The organism is Streptomyces sp. NPDC048254, from assembly GCF_043201895.1.
Classification (GTDB): domain Bacteria; phylum Actinomycetota; class Actinomycetes; order Streptomycetales; family Streptomycetaceae; genus Streptomyces.
The window spans coordinates 133,220-152,048 of the sequence record NZ_JBICZJ010000020.1 but is presented as its reverse complement, the minus strand read 5'-3'; the positions used below and the strand labels follow the sequence as shown (position 1 = coordinate 152,048).

The 18,829-nt window shown below is 69.6% G+C and carries 21 protein-coding genes and 2 tRNA genes; 9 read left to right on the top strand and 14 right to left on the bottom strand.

The annotated features are described in order from the left end of the window. Positions 1-68: 68 nt before the first annotated feature. From purM to ACGFZQ_RS41190, 11 genes are all read right to left on the bottom strand, one after another. Complete coding sequence (gene purM, locus ACGFZQ_RS41240; protein ID WP_393844728.1) at positions 69-1,139, bottom strand: phosphoribosylformylglycinamidine cyclo-ligase; 1,071 nt, start codon at positions 1,137-1,139, stop codon at positions 69-71. Positions 1,140-1,173: 34 nt separating this feature from the next. Further along, entirely contained in the window at positions 1,174-2,703 is a 1,530-nt protein-coding gene (gene purF, locus ACGFZQ_RS41235) for an amidophosphoribosyltransferase (protein WP_382543162.1), read from the bottom strand. Between the two features lie 221 nt (positions 2,704-2,924). After that, positions 2,925-3,398 carry an META domain-containing protein gene (locus ACGFZQ_RS41230; RefSeq protein ID WP_393844727.1) on the bottom strand — a complete coding sequence of 158 codons (474 nt, stop codon included), beginning with the start codon at positions 3,396-3,398 and terminating at the stop codon, positions 2,925-2,927. A gap of 18 nt (positions 3,399-3,416) precedes the next feature. Beyond that, a complete protein-coding gene (locus ACGFZQ_RS41225) occupies positions 3,417-4,214 on the bottom strand; it encodes a sterol carrier family protein (protein WP_393844726.1) in 798 nt (265 codons plus the stop codon). A 14-nt stretch (positions 4,215-4,228) separates the two neighbouring features. Further along, positions 4,229-6,256: an esterase-like activity of phytase family protein gene (locus ACGFZQ_RS41220; RefSeq protein WP_393844725.1), complete on the bottom strand. Its 2,028-nt coding sequence runs from the start codon at positions 6,254-6,256 to the stop codon at positions 4,229-4,231. Next, positions 6,253-6,600 carry a hypothetical protein gene (locus ACGFZQ_RS41215; protein ID WP_393844724.1) on the bottom strand — a complete coding sequence of 116 codons (348 nt, stop codon included), beginning with the start codon at positions 6,598-6,600 and terminating at the stop codon, positions 6,253-6,255. The genes ACGFZQ_RS41220 and ACGFZQ_RS41215 overlap by 4 nt, the downstream gene beginning before the upstream one ends. 126 nt (positions 6,601-6,726) lie before the next feature. Continuing rightward, positions 6,727-6,849, bottom strand: a complete 123-nt coding sequence (locus ACGFZQ_RS41210; protein WP_393844723.1) for a hypothetical protein — start codon at positions 6,847-6,849, stop codon at positions 6,727-6,729. A 245-nt stretch (positions 6,850-7,094) separates the two neighbouring features. Further along, positions 7,095-7,592, bottom strand: coding sequence for a GNAT family N-acetyltransferase (locus tag ACGFZQ_RS41205; protein ID WP_393844722.1), 498 nt, complete (start codon positions 7,590-7,592; stop codon positions 7,095-7,097). Between the two features lie 11 nt (positions 7,593-7,603). After that, a complete protein-coding gene (locus tag ACGFZQ_RS41200; protein ID WP_393844721.1) occupies positions 7,604-8,200 on the bottom strand; it encodes a Uma2 family endonuclease in 597 nt (198 codons plus the stop codon). Continuing rightward, a complete protein-coding gene (locus tag ACGFZQ_RS41195; protein WP_393844720.1) occupies positions 8,197-8,427 on the bottom strand; it encodes a DUF397 domain-containing protein in 231 nt (76 codons plus the stop codon). Before ACGFZQ_RS41195 ends, ACGFZQ_RS41200 begins: the two co-directional genes overlap by 4 nt. Then, the gene (locus tag ACGFZQ_RS41190) at positions 8,424-9,287 is read right to left on the bottom strand and encodes a helix-turn-helix domain-containing protein (protein WP_393844719.1); all 864 of its coding nucleotides are present in this window, start codon (positions 9,285-9,287) and stop codon (positions 8,424-8,426) included. Before ACGFZQ_RS41190 ends, ACGFZQ_RS41195 begins: the two co-directional genes overlap by 4 nt. Positions 9,288-9,535: 248 nt before the next feature. Here ACGFZQ_RS41190 and ACGFZQ_RS41185 point away from each other — a divergent pair, with 248 nt between their 5' ends. Both ACGFZQ_RS41185 and ACGFZQ_RS41180 read left to right on the top strand, forming a co-directional pair. Further along, positions 9,536-9,787, top strand: a complete 252-nt coding sequence (locus tag ACGFZQ_RS41185; RefSeq protein WP_393844718.1) for a hypothetical protein — start codon at positions 9,536-9,538, stop codon at positions 9,785-9,787. A gap of 269 nt (positions 9,788-10,056) precedes the next feature. Beyond that, positions 10,057-10,641: a Uma2 family endonuclease gene (locus ACGFZQ_RS41180; protein WP_393844717.1), complete on the top strand. Its 585-nt coding sequence runs from the start codon at positions 10,057-10,059 to the stop codon at positions 10,639-10,641. 55 nt (positions 10,642-10,696) lie between these two features. Here ACGFZQ_RS41180 and purL read toward each other — a convergent pair whose 3' ends face one another. From purL to purS, 3 genes are read right to left on the bottom strand one after another with little or no spacing between them, the layout of a single operon-like run. Next, complete coding sequence (gene purL / locus ACGFZQ_RS41175) at positions 10,697-12,955, bottom strand: phosphoribosylformylglycinamidine synthase subunit PurL (protein ID WP_351744499.1); 2,259 nt, start codon at positions 12,953-12,955, stop codon at positions 10,697-10,699. Further along, positions 12,952-13,632 carry a phosphoribosylformylglycinamidine synthase subunit PurQ gene (gene purQ / locus ACGFZQ_RS41170; protein WP_351744501.1) on the bottom strand — a complete coding sequence of 227 codons (681 nt, stop codon included), beginning with the start codon at positions 13,630-13,632 and terminating at the stop codon, positions 12,952-12,954. The genes purL and purQ overlap by 4 nt, the downstream gene beginning before the upstream one ends. Beyond that, positions 13,629-13,892: a phosphoribosylformylglycinamidine synthase subunit PurS gene (gene purS / locus ACGFZQ_RS41165; protein ID WP_093501106.1), complete on the bottom strand. Its 264-nt coding sequence runs from the start codon at positions 13,890-13,892 to the stop codon at positions 13,629-13,631. The genes purQ and purS overlap by 4 nt, the downstream gene beginning before the upstream one ends. A gap of 359 nt (positions 13,893-14,251) precedes the next feature. Between purS and ACGFZQ_RS41160 the strand changes: the two genes are divergently transcribed. The 7 genes from ACGFZQ_RS41160 (at position 14,252) to ACGFZQ_RS41130 (ending at position 18,817) form a co-directional block, all read left to right on the top strand. Beyond that, on the top strand, positions 14,252-14,569 hold the full coding sequence (locus tag ACGFZQ_RS41160; RefSeq protein ID WP_351695523.1) for an Lsr2 family protein: 318 nt from the start codon (positions 14,252-14,254) through the stop codon (positions 14,567-14,569). Positions 14,570-14,705: 136 nt separating this feature from the next. Beyond that, positions 14,706-14,777, top strand: a tRNA-Gly gene (locus tag ACGFZQ_RS41155). An 81-nt stretch (positions 14,778-14,858) separates the two neighbouring features. Further along, positions 14,859-14,934, top strand: a tRNA-Gly gene (locus tag ACGFZQ_RS41150). 139 nt (positions 14,935-15,073) lie between these two features. Beyond that, positions 15,074-16,000, top strand: coding sequence for an ABC transporter ATP-binding protein (locus ACGFZQ_RS41145; protein ID WP_393844716.1), 927 nt, complete (start codon positions 15,074-15,076; stop codon positions 15,998-16,000). Between the two features lie 20 nt (positions 16,001-16,020). Beyond that, the gene (locus ACGFZQ_RS41140) at positions 16,021-16,821 is read left to right on the top strand and encodes an ABC transporter permease (RefSeq protein WP_393844779.1); all 801 of its coding nucleotides are present in this window, start codon (positions 16,021-16,023) and stop codon (positions 16,819-16,821) included. A gap of 32 nt (positions 16,822-16,853) precedes the next feature. Then, positions 16,854-18,206, top strand: a complete 1,353-nt coding sequence (locus ACGFZQ_RS41135; protein ID WP_393844715.1) for a sensor histidine kinase — start codon at positions 16,854-16,856, stop codon at positions 18,204-18,206. Continuing rightward, positions 18,203-18,817 (top strand): response regulator transcription factor, encoded by a 615-nt coding sequence (locus ACGFZQ_RS41130; protein ID WP_351744512.1) that lies wholly within the window; start codon positions 18,203-18,205, stop codon positions 18,815-18,817. The genes ACGFZQ_RS41135 and ACGFZQ_RS41130 overlap by 4 nt, the downstream gene beginning before the upstream one ends. Positions 18,818-18,829: the final 12 nt, after the last annotated feature.

Below are 18,829 nucleotides of genomic sequence, written 5' to 3'. Positions count from 1 at the left end.
CGTTCACTGACCCGGTCCGGGGTTCTGCCGCCGGACCGGGTTTTGTGCTGGCCTCACCGCCGGCCGGCCTATGCGTAGTCGCCCACCATTTCCGCACCCGTGGTGTGCTCGCCGCGCTCGGTGATCTCGCCGGCCACCCATGCGTCGACCCCGCGGTCGGCCAGTGTGCCCAGCGCCACATCCACCGATTCCTGCGGGACCATCGCGATCATGCCGACGCCCATGTTGAGCGTCTTCTCCAGTTCGAGCCGCTCGACGTTGCCGGTCCGGCCGACCAGGTCGAAGATCGCACCCGGCGTCCAGGTGGCCCGGTCGACGGTCGCGTGCAGGTGGTCCGGGATGACCCGGGCCAGGTTCGCGGCGAGTCCACCGCCGGTCACATGGCTGAACGCGTGCACCTCGGCCGTGCGGATCAGGGCCAGGCAGTCCAGCGAGTAGATCTTGGTCGGCTCCAGGAGTTCCTCGCCGAGGGTGCGGCCGAGGTCCTCGACGTGCGCGTCTAGCGCGAGTCCCGCCTGGTTCAGCAGAACATGCCGGACCAGGGAGTACCCGTTGGAGTGAAGCCCGGAGGACGCCATGGCGATCACCGCGTCACCCGTACGGATACGATCCGCGCCGAGCAGCCGGTCGGCCTCCACCACGCCCGTACCGGCGCCGGCCACGTCGAAGTCGTCCGCGCCGAGGAGGCCCGGGTGTTCGGCGGTCTCGCCGCCCACCAGAGCGCAGCCGGCCAGCACACAGCCCTCGGCGATGCCCTTGACGATCGCGGCGACCCGCTCGGGGTGGACCTTGCCGACGCAGATGTAGTCGGTCATGAAGAGCGGCTCGGCGCCGCACACCACGATGTCGTCCATGACCATGGCGACCAGGTCGTGGCCGATCGTGTCGTACACGCCCAGCTGCCGGGCGATGTCGACCTTGGTGCCCACGCCGTCCGTGGCGGAGGCGAGCAGCGGGCGCTCGTAGTGCTTGAGGGCGGAGGCGTCGAAGAGGCCGGCGAAACCGCCGAGGCCGCCGAGGACCTCGGGACGCCGCGTCTTCTTCACCCACTCCTTCATCAACTCGACGGCGCGGTCGCCCGCCTCGATATCAACACCGGCAGCCGCGTAGGAAGCACCGGAGGACGTGGTCTCAGACATTGCCTGGGATCTTTCGGGTTGGTTGCTACGGGGCTTACGGGCGACGGATCGCGTCGGCCGCGGCCGTGGCTGCCGGACCGGCGGCCAGTTCGGTCTCCAGGAGCTGCTTGCCCAGCAGCTCGGGGTCCGGGAGCTCCATCGGGTACTCGCCGTCGAAGCAGGCACGGCACAGGTTCGGCTTGGCGATGGTGGTCGCCTCGATCATGCCGTCGATGGAGATGTACGCCAGGGAGTCGGCGCCGAGCGAGGTGCCGATCTCCTCGATGGTCATGCCGTTGGCGATGAGCTCGGCGCGGGTGGCGAAGTCGATGCCGAAGAAGCAGGGCCACTTCACGGGCGGCGAGGAGATCCGGATGTGGACCTCGGCCGCGCCCGCCTCGCGGAGCATGCGCACCAGCGCCCGCTGGGTGTTGCCGCGCACGATCGAGTCGTCGACGACGACCAGCCGCTTGCCCCTGATGACTTCCTTCAGCGGGTTCAGCTTCAGACGGATGCCGAGCTGTCGGATGGTCTGCGAGGGCTGGATGAAGGTCCGGCCGACATAGGCGTTCTTGACCAGACCGTTGCCGAACGGGATGCCGGAGGCCTCCGCGTAGCCGACGGCGGCGGGAGTGCCGGACTCCGGGGTCGCTATCACCAGGTCGGCGTCGACCGGGGCTTCCTTGGCCAGCTTCCGGCCCATCTCCACGCGGGAGAGGTAGACGTTCCGCCCGGCGATGTCGGTGTCGGGGCGGGCCAGGTACACGTATTCGAAGACACAGCCCTTGGGCTTCGCATCCGCGAATCGCGAGGTACGCAGGCCGTTCTCGTCGATGGCGACGAACTCGCCCGGCTCGATCTCGCGCACGTAGCTGGCGCCGCAGATGTCGAGGGCGGCGGACTCGGAGGCGATGACCCAGCCGCGCTCAAGGCGGCCGAGGACCAGCGGGCGGATGCCCTGCGGGTCACGGGCGGCGTAGAGGGTGTGCTCGTCCATGAAGACGAGGGAGAAGGCACCCCGGACCTTCGGCAGGACCGCGTGCGCGGCCTCCTCGATGGTCAGCGGCTTGCCGTCGGTGTCGACCTGGGCCGCGAGGAGCGCGGTGAGCAGGTCGGTGTCGTTGGTTGCGGCGACCCGGGTGGACCGGCCGTGGGTGTCCTTCGGGAGGTCGGCGACCATCTCGGCGAGCTGCGCCGTGTTGACGAGGTTGCCGTTGTGGCCGAGCGCGATCGAGCCGTGCGCGGTGGCGCGGAACGTCGGCTGGGCGTTCTCCCAGACGGAGGCGCCGGTGGTCGAGTAGCGGGCGTGACCGACCGCGATATGACCCTGGAGCGAGCTGAGGGAGGTCTCGTCGAAGACCTGGGAGACCAGCCCCATGTCCTTGAAGACGAGGATCTGGGAGCCGTTGCTGACCGCGATACCCGCGGATTCCTGGCCCCGATGCTGGAGGGCGTACAGCCCGAAGTACGTGAGCTTGGCGACCTCTTCGCCCGGAGCCCAGACACCGAAGACGCCGCAAGCGTCCTGGGGGCCCTTCTCACCGGGGAGCAGATCGTGATTGAGGAGACCGTCACCACGTGGCACGGCACCGAGTGTAGGCGAGATCGACCACTGGTCCGAATTGGGGATACCCGGCCGTAATGGATCTACGATCGTGGACGCGTTGGTGGTTTTCTCCATTTCCGCTGGTCAAGGCGGTGGGAGGATTCTCCAGCCGGGGCACGTTCGTGCGGACCGGTGCTCGCGCAACCCCCTCGCACCGTATCTCTGAGTGAGGTGTCGCACATCATTCGGGGCGCCGGAGGTCACTTCCTGGACAGCTCGACCCGGTCGCCGCCGACGGTGGTGAGGGTGAGTTTCCGGCCGTCGGCCCGGGTGGTGAGCGGCCCCGCGGTGAGGGTGCCGGCGAGGGCGCGTTCGAAGGCCATGCGGGTGTTGTCGCAGGCCATGCGGGTGGTGCGGGCGTTGCTCAGCCGGATCCGGTCGTCCGTGACCTTCGCCGTGGCGCTGAACTGGTTGCACCCGTAGCTGCCGATGGCCTTGCCGTCGTCGATCTTCACGTGGGCGGATGCCGGGGCGCGCCGGGTGGTGCCGTCCACGGTCACGCTGTCGACGGTCCACTCGATCCCGGTCACCGGTGGCTGACTCCCCACCGAGACACCGGCTTTCTCACCGCCGCAGGCCACCGCGAGCGGGACGAGCACGGCGGCCGCCGTCATGGTCAGGGTCCTGCGCTGCGTGCGCTGCTTGTACCCGTACATGCCGGTTCGACGGAACACCCCGGTTGATCGGTTCCCTCAGCTCATGAGGGGCAGCAGGGCCCCGATGTCCGCCCGCTCCCCGCTGGCGCTGACCTTGGCGTCCGCCAGGGCCTCCGGCCACCCCAGGCGTCCGGTGGCCAGCCGGATCCAGGTGAGCGGATCGGTCTCGACGACGTTCGGCGGGGTACCCCGGGTGTGCCGGGGGCCTTCGACGCACTGCACCACGGCGTACGGCGGCACGCGCACCTCGGTGGAGCCGCCGGGTGCCTTCACCGCGAGCGCGTCGGCGAGCAGCCGGGTGCAGGCGGCCAGGGCCTGCCGGTCGAACGGCACCTCCGGTCCCGCGACGGCCGCGTTGAGGTCGTCGGTGTGGACGACCAGCTCGACGGTCCGGGTGACCAGGTAGTCGTCCAGGGACATCGCGCCGGCACTGGTGGCGAGCAGCCGGGTGCCGGGGTGTGCCGCGAGGAGCGCGCGCAGGCTGCCGTCGGCGTCGGCGAGGTAGGCGCCGAGGTCGGGGTGGCCGTCGGCGAGCCGCCGGGTGAAGTCGGAGATCGCCGAGGAGTTGGCGGCGGTCCGGAAGGGCCAGTCGAGAAGGACCGCGTCCGCCGTGGCCGGCTCGGGTTCGTCCAGGGCCCGCTGGACGGCGGTCACGGCCATGCCGACGTGGGCGACGAGGTCCCGTACGGTCCAGTCGCCGAGCCGGGTGGGGAGCGCGAGCTGCTCGGGGGTGAGGCTCCCGACGGCCTCTCGCACGTTGCCGAACTGGGCGAGGACCGCGGCGCGGGTCTTGGCCGGGTCGTAACTGCGGGCACGCTTCTTGGCCTGAGGCATGGCGGTGAGCCTATTCATGGGCGCAGCTTCACGGCGAACGAATACAGGCGGGTGATCTGGTCGCCGCTGTCGTTGTCGTCGGAGACCAGGTAGAGCGGGCGCCAGCCCTTGTACCGGCCGGAGGTCCAGGGGGTGCCGAGGGCCATGCCCTCCGCGTTGTCGACGAGCGGGTGCTCCGGGGAGGAGGACGGGACGGCGACCTGGCCGGGGCCGCCGACGGGGCAGGTCGCCAGGTCGACGACCAGTTCGGTACTGGCGAGGATCCTGGCCGGCTGGTGCCACAGGGAGGTCATGCCGGTCACGTCCGCGGCGTCGGCGACGGAGAGCTCCACGATCCGGATGGCCGTGCCGAGGCCTGCGGTGTACTGGCGTTCCAGGGCGAGGAGATGCCCGTCGTCGTCGATGGCGGTCAGCTCGGACAGGTACATGCCGTCGTCGGCCAGGAAGGCGTACTGCCAGTCCGGGGTGTAGCTGCCGCCGGACGTTCCCGAGTAGCGCTGGATACGGATGATGCCCCGGCCGCGCTGGTCGCCGTCCTCGGCGAGCGGGGCCTCCCAGCCCGCGTAGAGATGGCGGCCGTCCGGGGAGGCGGTCAGGGACTCGATGCTGCGGCCGGTCTGCGCGGAGCCCTGGGGCCAGTAGCGCAGTTCCTTGCGGATGGGGAAGTCCTTGCCGAGCTGCCGGCCGGTGGCGATGTCGAAGCGGCGGATGGCCGGTCCGGTCTCGGCGGCGATCAGCATCGTCCTGCCGTCGGTTCCGCCGCCCCTTTCGATGACCATGGCCTCGCCGTCGTACCAGTTGTCGAACAGCTTGCCGTCGGCGTGGCGCAGGGGCACCGCGGTGTCGGCGCTGGGGCTGAGATCGAAGGGGGACCCCAGAGTGAGCGGCCAGACCCGGCCCGGGGAGTTGTCGGCGAGCGCGAGGGCTTTGACGTCCTTGCCCTGCGAGACCAGGGCGAGGGCGGACAGCCCGTAGATCTTCTCGTAGTCGACGTTCGCCTTGTTCAGCTTGTCGGAATGATCGAGCAGTACGGCGCGGGGCGCGGCGGCGTCGGACGGCGAGGGCACCGCGCAGGGACCGGCGGCGGCCGCCGGGTGGGTGTCGTGCCACCAGTGGACGAGCGGCTGGGTGCCCAGGCCGAGGACGAGACCGAGGGCGCCGGCGGTCACGGACAGGACGGGGGTGCGGACGCGCTGCCAGCGTGTGGGAGGGGACGGCGGGGGACCCGTGATCCGCCGGGGCGATACCGCGGCATTGTGGACGAAGCCGAGTCCGCCGACGCCGTTGTGGTCTTCGTCCTGTGGTTCCTGTGGCACCTCGGGTCTGATGGCGACGATGCGTTTTCTGACCTCCTGGAAGAGGTCGCGCAGACTCAGCGTCTCCGGGCCGTCGGCGAGCCCCTGGCGCATGACGTCGACCAGGGCGCCGGTGAACAGGGTGCAGCGTTTGGGGTCGGGGGCGTGGGAGGGCCGGTCGCGGGGTGCGGAGGTCATGACGTAGGCGCCCTCGACGTCGTGCAGCGTCCGCAGGGCCGTCTCGACGTCCTGGCGGTGGCCGTCCGTCATCTCCGTCAGGACCTGGCCGCTGAAGCAGCAGTCGAGGATCAGGACCCGGCGCAGCGCGGAGCCCGTGTCGCGGATGGCGCGGCGGACGTCGCTGGAGCGGACACAGGTGTCCGGCTGGTCCTCGACCGAATCGGGCAGGGTGAGCAGCAACTGCCGTTCGTGGCGGTCGATGAGCCCGTGACCGGCGTAGTAGACGATCAGCGTGTCCTCGGCGAGTTCGGCCGCCTGCCGGATCGGGCGGACCAGGTCGGCCGGGGAGGTCGGGTTGGGGACCGAGCGGATCCGCTTCTGGTCGTCCGGGATCCCCCAGATATCCGGGTCCGTGAGCGCGGCCCGCAGCTCCGTGAGGTTGTGCTTGACGCTGCGCAGCGGGTCCAGGTGTGCGTAGTTGTCCACTCCGATCAGCACGCATGCGGAGCGCTCCGGGTCGATTCGGCCCAGACTCTCGACCATGGGCGTCTGTGTGGTGCCCGTCACCGCGGCTCCCCGTCCGAGTCGTCGGCCGCCCCGAACCTGCGCAGCAGTTCCGCCACCTGGTCGGGGTCGGCCGCGGTGATGTCGATACTGACCCGGGACCGGGGCCGGTGACTCTGCCGCCACGCCAGATACGACAGGTGGAGCTGGCCCACGCCGCTCACGGCGGACAGCACCGCGACAACGGCGTCCAGGCCGGGGCCCATCCGGCCGACGTCGAGGTCGGCTTCCGCGACCCGGGTCACCCGGATCTGGCCGCGCAGGGCGCGGTCGGCCGCCAACCAGTCGTACAGGGACAGCAGTTCTTCTTCGCGAGTACTACCCGCAGCCTCGAACCTGATCTCCATCCGGCCGCTCCCCCAGCTCGCCCACGGATGTGTCCGACTGTCCAACTACCCCACGGACATCGGTAGTTGGCAAGTCACTTTTTCCCGGAGGGTAGCGGTGAAACTCCTGTGCCCGAAGAGGCGGCCCTACTCCTTCACGGCATATCCCCGCAGCCCCTTCCCGACCAGGCCGATGCCCTCACCCTCGGCGAGCCTGCGCTGGTGCTCCTCGGCCGGCAGGTCGGCCGTTTCCCGGGTGCCCTTCTGCATGGCATGACCGCCGTCGGCATCGTCGCGGGCAGGCTGGCCGACCGCGGCTGGTCCGCGCGGACGTTCGCGATCAGCGGCGCGGCGGCCTCCTGCGCGGCCTTCCTGCTGCTGTCCACCCAGGCCCTCGGCACGGTCGTCATCCGCCTGTACGACGGCCCGGGCGGCGCCCCGGACGCGGTACCGCACCTCACGGGCACGGCCAGGACGGCCGGCATCTGCGGGAGGCCGTACCCGCGTGAGGGCGGTCAGCGGGGCGTGATGACCCAGTGGTTGCTGTGGATGACTCGGTCCGCGAAGTCGACGTCGACCTCGCCGAGGAGGCGGAAGCCGAGGGAGCGGCAGATGCCGTTCGAGGGACCGTTGGCCGTCGCCGGGAACGCATGGATGTCTCCCCAGCGGTCCTCGTCCCGGGCCTGCCGGAGAAGGGTGCGGGTGGCGAGCTTGCCGAGGCCACGCCCCTGGAACTCGGGCAGGACCATCCACCCGATCTCCGAGATCGACTTCCCGTCCTCGTCGTGCGCCCAGACGCACACATGGCCCGCGACGATGTCGGGGGTGCCGGGATCAGGGACGATCACCTTGATCCAGGAGGTACCGGCCGCAGCCGCCTCGGCGTCCCGGCGCACCTTGTCCTCCATGCCGTCACGGGGCAACGGCCCACCGAGGTCCTTCATCATGACGGGGTCGCAGCGCATGCGGACATAGGCGTCCACGTCGTCCGGGGTGACGTCACGCAGGAGCATCGCCGGGCTCCTCAGAAGGACGATGTGTCCAGCTCGAACCCGAGGGGTTCCGGGAGGGCGATGGGCTTCCCGAAGGGCAGGGTGTGCCTGGCGACATAGTCTCCGTCCTCCGGGTCACTGAAGAGGGACACGGTTTCCCGTTCGCGGTCCACGAGCAGGTAGAGCGGGATCTGTGCGCGAGCGTAACAGCGCCGCTTGCCTTCACGGTCGATCTGCGGCTTCCCGCTGGTGATCTCGCAGACCAGCTCAAGGCCGGCCGGAGGCATCCAGCCGGGGGCGTCACGGAAGAGTTCGGCGTCCTCCGGCGCGACGGCGAGGTCCGGGACGACGTGGTCCTTGGGACAACCCCCGCCGACGGGTACCTGCACGCCCTTGTGGCCACTGATGTCCATCTCGACGGTGGAGCGGCGGGCGATCTGTGTGTTGATGCGGGACGCGATGTGTTCGTGGTGTCCCTCTGGAACGCCGCTGATGTAGATCTCCCCCTCGATGAGCTCCAGCGTGACGTCTTCGGGGGCCTCTCTTTCGGCGACAGCGAAGACGTTTTCGATCCATGCGCCGTCACCGCCTGCGGACGAGAGCAGCCGAGCTGTGGGTGCGATGGTCACTGGCGATCACCTCCTTCGTCAGCACGGTAGCGGCGGCCACGGCCCACATGCCCGACGAACGCGGCGAACGCCTCCGGCGGGAGAGCCAGGGCGGGGCCGTCGGGGAGCTTGGAGTCCCGGACGGCGACGAGGGTGTGGGTGGGGATGAGGTTGGCTATCTCGACGCAGCTGCCGCCCCCTTGGTCGCTATAGGACGACTTGAACCACGCTGACTCTGGGACGTTCATGACTGTTCCAACTCTCCTGCTAGTCGCTTCAGGAAATCGAAGGTCTGGCTCGGCCCGGCGGCTTCAGCGCGCATGGCGTCGAACCGGCGCCGGAAAGCCCAGATTTCCGTGTCCTTGTCCGTGACGTTCACCGTGGACAAGGCATCGACGCTCACCACGTGGGGCATGGACGGCTCCAACTCCATGAGGATGAAGTTCTGGTGGCATCGATAGACGGGCTGACTCATCGGCAGGATCTGGAGGGTGACATGGTCCAGTGTGGCCAGTTCCGCCAAGTGCTCGTACTGTTCCCGCATCACCTCCGGGCCACCGTACACACGCCGTAGGACTGCCTCGTCGAGAATCGCGTGGATCTCCACTGGACGGTCACTACGGGTGATGATCTCTTTGCGCCTCATCCTGAGCTCGATGTTCCGCTCGACGAACTCGGTGTTGCGCTCGTCGACCGGCTTGGCCGACTCGAACATCGCTCGCGCGTACCCGGCCGTCTGGAACAGCCCGAACACGACGTCGGGCTGGTAGACCCGGAGGATCTTGGCGTCGCCCTCAAGCCCCACACTGATGTTGAAGCCAGAGGGCATGAACAGGCGATACGGCGACCACCACCCCCGGTTCAGCGAGTTCTTGTGGACCTCCAGCAGGAACTCCACGTCCTCCGGGTCCGTGACCCCGTACCGGTCCAGCAACTGCCGTAGTTGCTCGACCTTGGGAAGGCCGGTCATCCCCTTTTCCACGCGGTGCAGTTGCGACTCGGTGACGCTGGTGCCGCGCACCGCCTGCGCCCTCGTCAAGCCCCGCCCCGTGCCGTCGTCCAGCTGTGTCTTCTCGCGCAGCCGCCTCAGCTCCTGCCCGAGTTGCATGCGCCGGATCGTAGGCCCCGTCTTCGCAGCCACCCGTGACCCTCGCCTTCCGTGTTCGTGCCCGCCGACTGAGCCCCCCATGCCCGGTGAATCACTCACCGTGTCGATTCGTTCTCGGTCGGTGTTGGCAGTCTGGCACGCCATGCCCCACTCATGCAGAGCCTTGCCTTTGTTAGGGCATATACCAATTTTTTCGGGATTCCCATGTTTGATTGCTGAACGGATCAACCAAGCCCGACAGTGATCCCATGACCAGCCAAAACCCCCACCCCCGCCCCCTCACCGACGCCCCCTTCCTCGTCGGCGACCGGGTACGCGGCACGACCTACGTCCCGCCCGACCCCCACCGCCGCGAACACCCCGAACCTTTCGAAGGCGTCGTCGTCCAAGTCGGCTCCGGATACGCCGGGGTGGACGCCGAAAAGACCTTCCTCTGGGTGCGGCTCGCCGATCACACCGAGCGCCAAGCCCTGCTCTGCGACACGGAGTTGCTGCCGTGAACCTGCTCCTCGGCAGCCTCGCCGGCCTCCTCGCCCTGCGCGCCCTCTACTTGCTGCTCCCGCGATGCGCCGCACGGCCTGAGCCGGAGACCGAACCCGACCCCGCGCCGGATCCGCCGCCGCCCCCGCCTCCCCTCACGTGGTTCGGGCTGGGCGGTCCGTGGCCTTACGTCATCAGGGGCGATCATCCGTGCGAGTGATCAACGGCGAACGCCGCGCCCGCGGCGCCGGGGGCGGACAACACTGGCCTTCGACTGGAAGGGGCCCCCATGACGGCTATGGCCGAGCCCACGTCTCAGATGTCGGTGGAGGAGTTCGAAACGATCGCCTCCGCCGGTCCCGAGACCGTCACGTTGGAGTTCATCAACGGACGGATCGGGGTCAAGAAGGGGGCGGACGGGGACCACAGCACCATCGTGTCCTGGTTGGCCCGGCGCTGCATGCAGACCAGGCCTGACCTGGACCTGTATCAGGGCCGAGGACTCAGGGTGGAGGCGTACCGGGAGGGCAGGGCGAAATCGGACGCGGTGCTCGCCCCCGAGGCCCACTTCGCGGGACACGGTGAGTGGGCCGACCCGGACGGCGCGCTCATGGTCGTCGAAGTCACCTCGTACGACTCGGACACCGACCAGCGGGACCGGCACGAGAAGCCAGCTGCGTACGGCCAGGCGGACATCCCTCTCTACCTTTTGATCGACCGCGACTCCTGCACGGTCACAGTGCACAGTTCACCGGACCGGAAGGTCGGTGGCTATCGCGTCGTCCTTACCGCGAAGTTCGGTGAGAAGGTGCTCCTTCCCGATCCGATCAGCATCGAACTCGACACGGAGATCCTCAAGAACTACGTCCGATGAGCCGCGAAGGTCCCGTCCGTTGCACACGGGCGGGACCTTCGCGTCGTACCACCGGCTACGCCAGCAGTGCCTCGATCGTGCCCTCGTGGGCCTCGCGGAGTTCGGTCAGGGAGAGTTCGAACTCGCCCTGGATCTCCACCGAGTCCCCGTCCACGACACCGATGCGCGTCACCGGCAGGCCCCGCGCGCCGCACATGTCGTTGAAGCGGACCTCCTCGGAGCGCGGCACCGCGACGACCGCGCGCCCGGCCGACTCGGAGAGCAGGAACGTGAACGCGTCGAGCCCGTCCGGTACGACGAGACGCGCGCCCTTCCCACCCAGCAGCGCCGACTCCACGACCGCCTGGATCAGACCGCCGTCGGACAGGTCGTGCGCCGAGTCGATCATGCCGTCGCGGGAGGCGGAGATCAGGATCTCGGCCAGGAGGCGTTCGCGCTCCAGGTCGACCTTGGGCGGGAGGCCGCCCAGGTGGTCGTGGACGACCTGGGACCAGGCCGAGCCGCCGAACTCCTCGCGGGTGTCGCCGAGGAGATAGAGCAGCTGGCCCTCCTCCTGGAAGGCGACCGGGGTGCGCCGGGCGACGTCGTCGATCACGCCGAGGACGGCGACGACCGGGGTGGGGTGGATGGCCGCCTCGCCGGTCTGGTTGTAGAGAGAGACGTTGCCGCCGGTCACCGGGGTGCCCAGCTGCAGACAGCCGTCCGCCAGACCGCGCACGGCCTCGGCGAACTGCCACATCACCGCCGGGTCCTCCGGCGAACCGAAGTTCAGGCAGTCGGAGACGGCGAGGGGCTTGGCGCCGGTCGTCGCCACGTTCCGGTAGGCCTCGGCCAGCGCCAGCTGCGCGCCCGTGTACGGGTCCAGCTTGGCGAAGCGGCCGTTGCCGTCCGTCGCGATGGCGACCCCGAGGCCGGTCTCCTCGTCCACGCGGATCATGCCGGAGTCCTCCGGCTGGGCGAGGACGGTGTTGCCCTGCACGAAGTGGTCGTACTGCGAGGTGATCCACTTCTTGGAGGCCTGGTTGGGGGAGCCGACCAGCTTGAGGACCTGGTCCTTCAGCTCCTCGGCGGTGGCCGGCCGGGCCAGCTTGTTCGCGTCGTCCGCCTGGAGGGCGTCCTGCCAGGCCGGGCGGGCGTACGGACGCTCGTAGACCGGTCCGTCGTGCGCGACCGTGCGCGGGTCGACGTCCACGATCTTCTCGCCGTGCCAGAAGATCTCAAGGCGGTCGCCGTCGGTCACTTCACCGATGACCGTCGCGATGACGTCCCACTTGGCGCAGATCTCCAGGAACCGGTCGACCTTCGCCGGCTCGACCACCGCGCACATGCGTTCCTGCGACTCGCTCATGAGGATTTCCTCGGGCGAGAGGGTCGAGTCGCGCAGGGGCACGTCGTCGAGTACGACGGTCATGCCGCCGGAGCCGTTCGACGCCAGTTCGCTGGTCGCGCAGGACAGGCCCGCCGCGCCCAGGTCCTGGATGCCGACGACCAGCTTCTCGCGGAAGGCTTCCAGGGTGCACTCGATGAGGAGCTTCTCCTGGAACGGGTCGCCGACCTGGACGGCGGGGCGCTTGGAGGGCTTCGCGTCGTCGAAGGTCTCGCTCGCCAGGATCGACGCGCCGCCGATGCCGTCGCCGCCGGTCCGCGCGCCGTACAGGATGACCTGGTTGCCCGCGCCGGAGGCCTTGGCGAGGTGGATGTCCTCGTGCCGCATCACACCGATGGCACCGGCGTTGACCAGCGGGTTGCCCTGGTAGCAGGCGTCGAAGACGACCTCGCCGCCGATGTTGGGCAGGCCCAGGCAGTTGCCGTAGCCGCCGATGCCGGCGACGACGCCGGGCAGGACCCGCTTGGTGTCGGGGTGGTCGGCGGCACCGAAGCGCAGCGGGTCGACCACGGCGACCGGGCGGGCGCCCATCGCGATGATGTCTCGGACGATGCCGCCGACACCGGTCGCGGCGCCCTGGTACGGCTCGACGTACGAGGGGTGGTTGTGCGACTCGACCTTGAAGGTCACGGCGTAACCCTGGCCGACGTCGACGACACCCGCGTTCTCACCGATGCCGACGAGCAGCGCGTCGCTCTGCGGGGCCTTCTCGCCGAACTGGCGGAGGTGGACCTTGGAGGACTTGTACGAGCAGTGCTCGGACCACATGACCGAGTACATGGCGAGTTCGGCGCCGGTCGGGCGGCGGCCGAGGATCTCCACCACCCGCTCGTACTCGTCCTTCTTCAGGCCGAGTTCGGCCCAGGGCAGCTCGACGTCGGGGGTCTCGGCCGCGTGCTCGACCGTGTCCAGAGGCGTCCGGCTCATGCGTTGACCAGCTTCTTGAGGATCGAGGTGAAGAACGGCAGACCGTCGGTGCGGCCGGAGCCGATGAGCGGCTCGACGGCGTGCTCCGGGTGCGGCATGAGGCCTACGACGTTCCCGGCCTCGTTGGTGATGCCGGCGATGTCACGGAGCGAGCCGTTCGGGTTCAGGTCGAGGTACCGGAACGCCACCCGCCCCTCGGCCTCCAGCTTGTCGAGCGTGTACTCGTCGGCGACGTACCGGCCGTCCATGTTCTTCAGCGGGATGTGGATCTCCTGGCCCTCGCGGTAGTCGCTGGTCCAGGCGGTCCCCGCGTTCTCCACCCGCAGCTTCTGGTCGCGGCAGATGAAGTGGAGGTGGTTGTTGCCGAGCATCGCGCCCGGGAGCAGATGGGCCTCGGTGAGGATCTGGAAGCCGTTGCAGATACCGAGGACCGGGAGGCCGGCCTTCGCCTGCTCGATGACGGTCTCCATCACCGGCGAGAAACGCGAGATGGCGCCGGCCCGCAGATAGTCGCCGTAGGAGAAACCCCCGGGGAGGACCACCGCGTCGACCTGGTGGAGGTCCTTGTCCTTGTGCCAGAGGGCGACCGGTTCGGCACCCGCGAGCCGGATCGCACGCTGGGTGTCCCGGTCGTCGAGACTTCCCGGGAAAGTGACGACGCCAATACGAGCGGTCACTTGGCCGCCTCCGCGACTTCATCCACCCGAACCGTGAAGTCCTCGATCACGGTGTTGGCGAGGAAGGATTCCGCAAGATCGTGGATGCGGGCGAGCGCGGCCTCGTCGACCGGCCCGTCAACTTCCAGTTCGAATCGCTTTCCCTGACGGACATCGGAGATGCCTTCGAAACCCAGGCGCGGCAGCGCACGCTGGACCGCCTGGCCCTGGGGGTCGAGGATCTCCGGCTTGAGCATGACGTCGACTACGACGCGTGCCACTGGCACTCCCGGTGTTGTGGTGCTGGCTGCTGAGCAGTTACCCGCCGACGCTCCGACAGGCGTCTTCAGACTACCCGCACAAAATTTCTACGCGGGTAGAGTTGTAGGAAACTACGTGAGCCGCATCACGATCGGGTGACAGCGGGGGATCCACACGAAAAGTTCTGGGAAAGTTCCCCGGGTTCGCCCACGACATCTATTGCGTCCGGGACACGCGGACGGATTTAGTCGGGCTTCACTTTGTATTGCCAGGCACTGTACAAATGAATTGGCAATAGCCGATACTCGGCACGTCATCTCCGCCATCGCGTCATCGCCGATGAGCTGTATAGACGTGCCACACGAAGGGACCGATATTCGTGGCGCAGAAGGTCGTGGTCACTCTCTTTGACGACATCGACGGCTCGGAAGCGGCGGAAACGATCGCCTTCGGACTCGACGGCAAGTCGTACGAGATCGATCTGAATCAAGCCAACGCCAAGGAACTGCGTAAGGCCCTGGAGCCGTACGTGACGGCCGGCCGCAAGCGGTCGAAGTCGGGCAAGGCGTACAAGCAGACGGAGGTCGCCCCCGACCCGGCGGCCGTCCGCGCCTGGGCGCAGGCGAACAAGATGGATGTCCCGGCGCGCGGTCGTATCCCGAAGAAGGTCTACGAGGCGTTCAGCGCCGCGCAGTGAGACGCGGCTCGGGCTGTCCTCAGGGACCGTCACCGGCCCCCGAGGACAGCCGACTTGCGCTACCCCCCTGCTGATCAGCTAATGTCTGGAGCACGCCGAGGGGCGCGGCCGAAAGGCCGGAACCCACGGAGTACATGCGGGTGTAGTTCAGTAGCAGAACATCCCCCTTCCAGGGGGAAGGCGCAGTGTGCAATTCCTGTCACCCGCTCTGCACCGCCGGTCCTGGTCATGCTTGTGGATCAGGTAGGCTGGTGCTCGCACCGATCGGTGGGAGCCGGTCGGGAGCAGTGCGGACGTAGCTCAGTTGGTAGAGCGCAACCTTGCCAAGGTTGAGGTCGCGAGTTCGAGCCTCGTCGTCCGCTCCAGCTCGTAGGAGAAACCCCAGTCATGTGACTGGGGTTTTTTCATGCCCTGGAGCGGGCCCTGACATTTGTCATGGCGAGTGATGACACCGCGCACTGCTGCCGGGCCCGGTCCCCGGGGAGGCTCGTTTCCATGGAAGCCATGGACGACAACGAACACGTGATTGAGGTCACAGACCTCCGTCGTGTCTACGGGGGCGGGTTCGAGGCGGTCCGCGGAGTCACCTTCTCCGTGCGCCGCGGGGAGATCTTCGCGCTCCTCGGCACCAACGGCGCCGGAAAGACCTCCACGGTCGAGCTGCTGGAGGGCCTCGCCCCACCGAGCGGGGGCCGGGTGCGGGTGCTGGGCCACGATCCGCACCGGGAGCGGGCCGCCGTACGGCCGCGCACCGGCGTGATGCTCCAGTTGGGCGGCTTCCCGTCCGAGCTGACCGTCGGCGAGACGACCCGGATGTGGGCCGGCTGCACGACCGGAGCCCGGCCGGCGACCGAGGCACTCGGCCTGGTCGGGCTCGCCGGCAAGACGGACGTCCGGGTCAAGCAGCTCTCCGGCGGTGAGCGGCGCCGCCTCGACCTGGCGCTCGCGCTGCTCGGCCGGCCCGAGGTGCTGTTCCTGGACGAGCCGACCACCGGCCTGGACGCCGAAGGGCGCCGGGACACCTGGGAGTTGGTGCGATCCCTGCGCGACACCGGAACGACCGTCCTGCTCACCACGCACTACCTGGAAGAGGCCGAGGACCTCGCCGACCGGCTCGCCATCCTGCACGAGGGCCGGATCGCGGCCACCGGAACACCGGGCGAGGTGACCGCGGACCGGCCGGCGCGCATCTCCTTCGGGCTGCCGCTCGGCTACTTCGTGGGCGACCTGCCGCCGCTCGCCGCCCTGGGCGTGTGCGGCCACGAGACCGCCGGCCGGGCCGTACGGCTGCGGACCCGCGAGGTGCAGCGGACCGCCACCGAGGTGCTGGCCTGGGCCCAGCGGACCGGGGTCGAGCTGGACCGGCTGGAGGTGCGGTCGGCCTCGCTGGAGGAGGCGTTCCTGGGGATCGCGAAGGAGGCGGTCGTATGAGCACGGTGGACGGCGGTCGTATGAGCGCGGTGGACCTCGGCGGGCGCCGGGCGGCGCGCGCCGCGTCCTGGCACCGGCTGGGTGCCCTGGGCCGCGCCGAGTTGCTGCTCCTCGGCCGCAACCGCGGTGCGGTGCTCACCGCGCTGCTGGTGCCGCTCGCACTGCCGTTCAGCGTGCGGCCCGCCATCGACCAGGTCGACCTGAAGGCCCAGGGGCTGAACGTCGGCACGCTGATGCTGACCGCCGCGACCGGCTTCTCCTTCCTCTTCGCCGTGTACACGTCCCTGGTGAGCGCGTATGTGGCCCGCCGGGAGGAACTCGTCCTCAAACGGCTGCGCACCGGCGAACCGGCCGACGCGGAGATCCTGGCCGGCACCGCCCTGCCCGCCCTCTGCCTCGGCCTGGCCCAGGCCCTGGTGCTCACCGTCGGCTGCACGGTGCTGCTCGACGCGGGCGCGCCCAAGGCGCCGTATCTCACCCTGCTCGGGCTGCTCCTCGGTCTGCTGGTCAGTGCCGCGCTCGCCGCGCTCACCTCGGTTGTCACCCGGATCACCGAGAGCGCCCAGGTCACCGCGCTGCCCCTGGTCTTCCTCTCGATGCTGGGCTCGGGCATCGCCGTGCTCACGGACGTCCTGCCCGACCAGGTCGCCTCGGTCTGTGAACTCCTCCCGCTCTCTCCGGCCGTCCGGCTGGTCCGCGCGGGCTGGACCGGCGAGCTCGGCGGCTACGAGGCGATGGGCACCGTCCTGACCGCGCTGGCCTGGACCGTGGTCGCGGTGTTTGCTGTACGACGGTGGTTCCGCTGGGAACCCCGGCGCTGAGTGGAGACGGGACAGGACGGGACGGAACCGGGATGAGCGGGGCAGGTGGCTGGTGGCGGGAGAAGACCACTCCCGCCAAGGTCGAGACGTACACACGCTGGTCGTTCCACTTCTTCGCGGTGGTCGAGGTCACCGCGATCGGACTCCCGGTGTTCGGGGAGACGAGGGCGGCGGTCTCGGGCTGGCTGATCGCGATGGTCGTCGTCCACGCGGTGCTCTGCGCGCTGACCGCCTCCCGGGCGCTGGACTGGACGCGGGGCCGCCGGGAGCAGCCGGTGCGGCTGCTGTGGGTGCTCGGGGCGGCCACCTACGTCTTCGCCGTCACCGCCCTGGTGCTGCGCGAGCACGGCGGGCCGGGCGCCATGGACAGCGCGGCGGCCACCGTCTTCGTGGGGATCCTGGCCTTCGGGGCCGGCACCACGGCGCTCGGGGTCCGAAACCGGCGGCGGGCCGTGGCGTTGATCGCGGGCTTCGCGTTCGGGGCGGGCCTGGTCTCCTTCCCGCCGGGCGTGCCCGGGACCGCCGCGCTGATCACGGCGTTCGTGGTGTTCCTGGCCGGCGGCTTCCTCGCCGCCACCTCGGTCTTCTCCCTCTGGCTGCTGAACGCCGTCTACGAACTCGACGAGGCCCGGGAGACCCGTGCCCGGCTCGCCGTCGCCGAGGAACGGCTCCGGTTCGGCCGCGATCTGCACGACGTGCTCGGCCGCAACCTCGCCGTCATCGCCCTCAAGAGCGAACTGGCCGTCCAGCTGGCCCGGCGCGAACGGCCCGAGGCCGTGGAGCAGATGATCGAGGTGCAGCGGATCGCCCAGGAGTCGCAGCGGGAGGTACGGGCCGTCGTACGGGGCTACCGGGACGCCGACCTCGCGGCCGAACTCGCGGGCGCGCAGGGCGTGCTGGCCGCCGCGGGCATCGACTGCGCGGTGACCGGCGACACCGCCGGGCTGCCCGCCGAGGTGCAGTCGGCACTCGGCTGGGTGGTCCGGGAGGCGACCACCAATGTCCTGCGACACGGGGACGCGGGGCAGTGCACGGTGGGCCTGCGGGTACTGGAGGGACACGTGGTGCTGACGGTGGAGAACGACGGGGTCGCTGCGCGGGGCGGTCGTGCGGGCGGCGGGGCCGGGGTCGAGGTTGGCGTGGATGCGGGGGAGGGTGGTGGTGAGGACGTCGGCGGCGGGCGGCGGGACGATGGCGTCGAGGGGAGCGTGCCTGCGGGGGACGCGGGCGGCGGGTCGGGGATCGCCGGGTTGCGGGAGCGGCTCGCGGTGGTGGCGGGGACGCTGGAGGCGGGGCCGGTGGGGGCGGACGGGTTCCGGGTGGTGGCTTCGGTGCCGCTGGCCGGCCGTACGTCCGAAGCGCGTGTGAGCGGAGTCACCTCATGACCTCTCCGGTACGGCTGTTGCTCGCCGACGACGAGCATCTGATCCGGGGTGCGCTCGCCGCGCTGCTCGGCCTCGAGGACGACCTCGTCGTGGTCGCGGAGGCGGCCACCGGGCCGGAGGCGCTCGCCATGGCGCGGGCCCACCGGCCCGACGTGGCGGTACTGGATCTGCAGATGCCGGGCGCGGACGGTGTGAAGGTCGCCACATCCCTGCGCGCCGAACTGCCCGGCTGCCAGGTGCTGATCGTCACCGGCCACGGCCGCCCCGGGCATCTGAAACGGGCCCTGGCCGCCGGTGTGCGGGGGTTCGTCCCGAAGACGGTCAGTGCGCAGCGGCTCGCGGAGATCATCCGTACCGTGCACGCGGGAAACCGCTACGTCGACCCGGAGTTGGCCGCCGACGCGATCTCCGCCGGGGACTCGCCGCTGACCGCCCGGGAGGCCGAGGTGCTGGAACTGGCGGCCGACGGGGCGCCGGTCGCGGAGATCGCCGAGCGGGCCGCGCTGTCGCCGGGAACCGTACGGAACTACCTCTCCTCGGCCGTCACCAAACTCGGTGCGGAGAACCGCCATACCGCAGTGCGTCTCGCGCGGGAGCGAGGTTGGGTATAGTTGCTCTCGCGC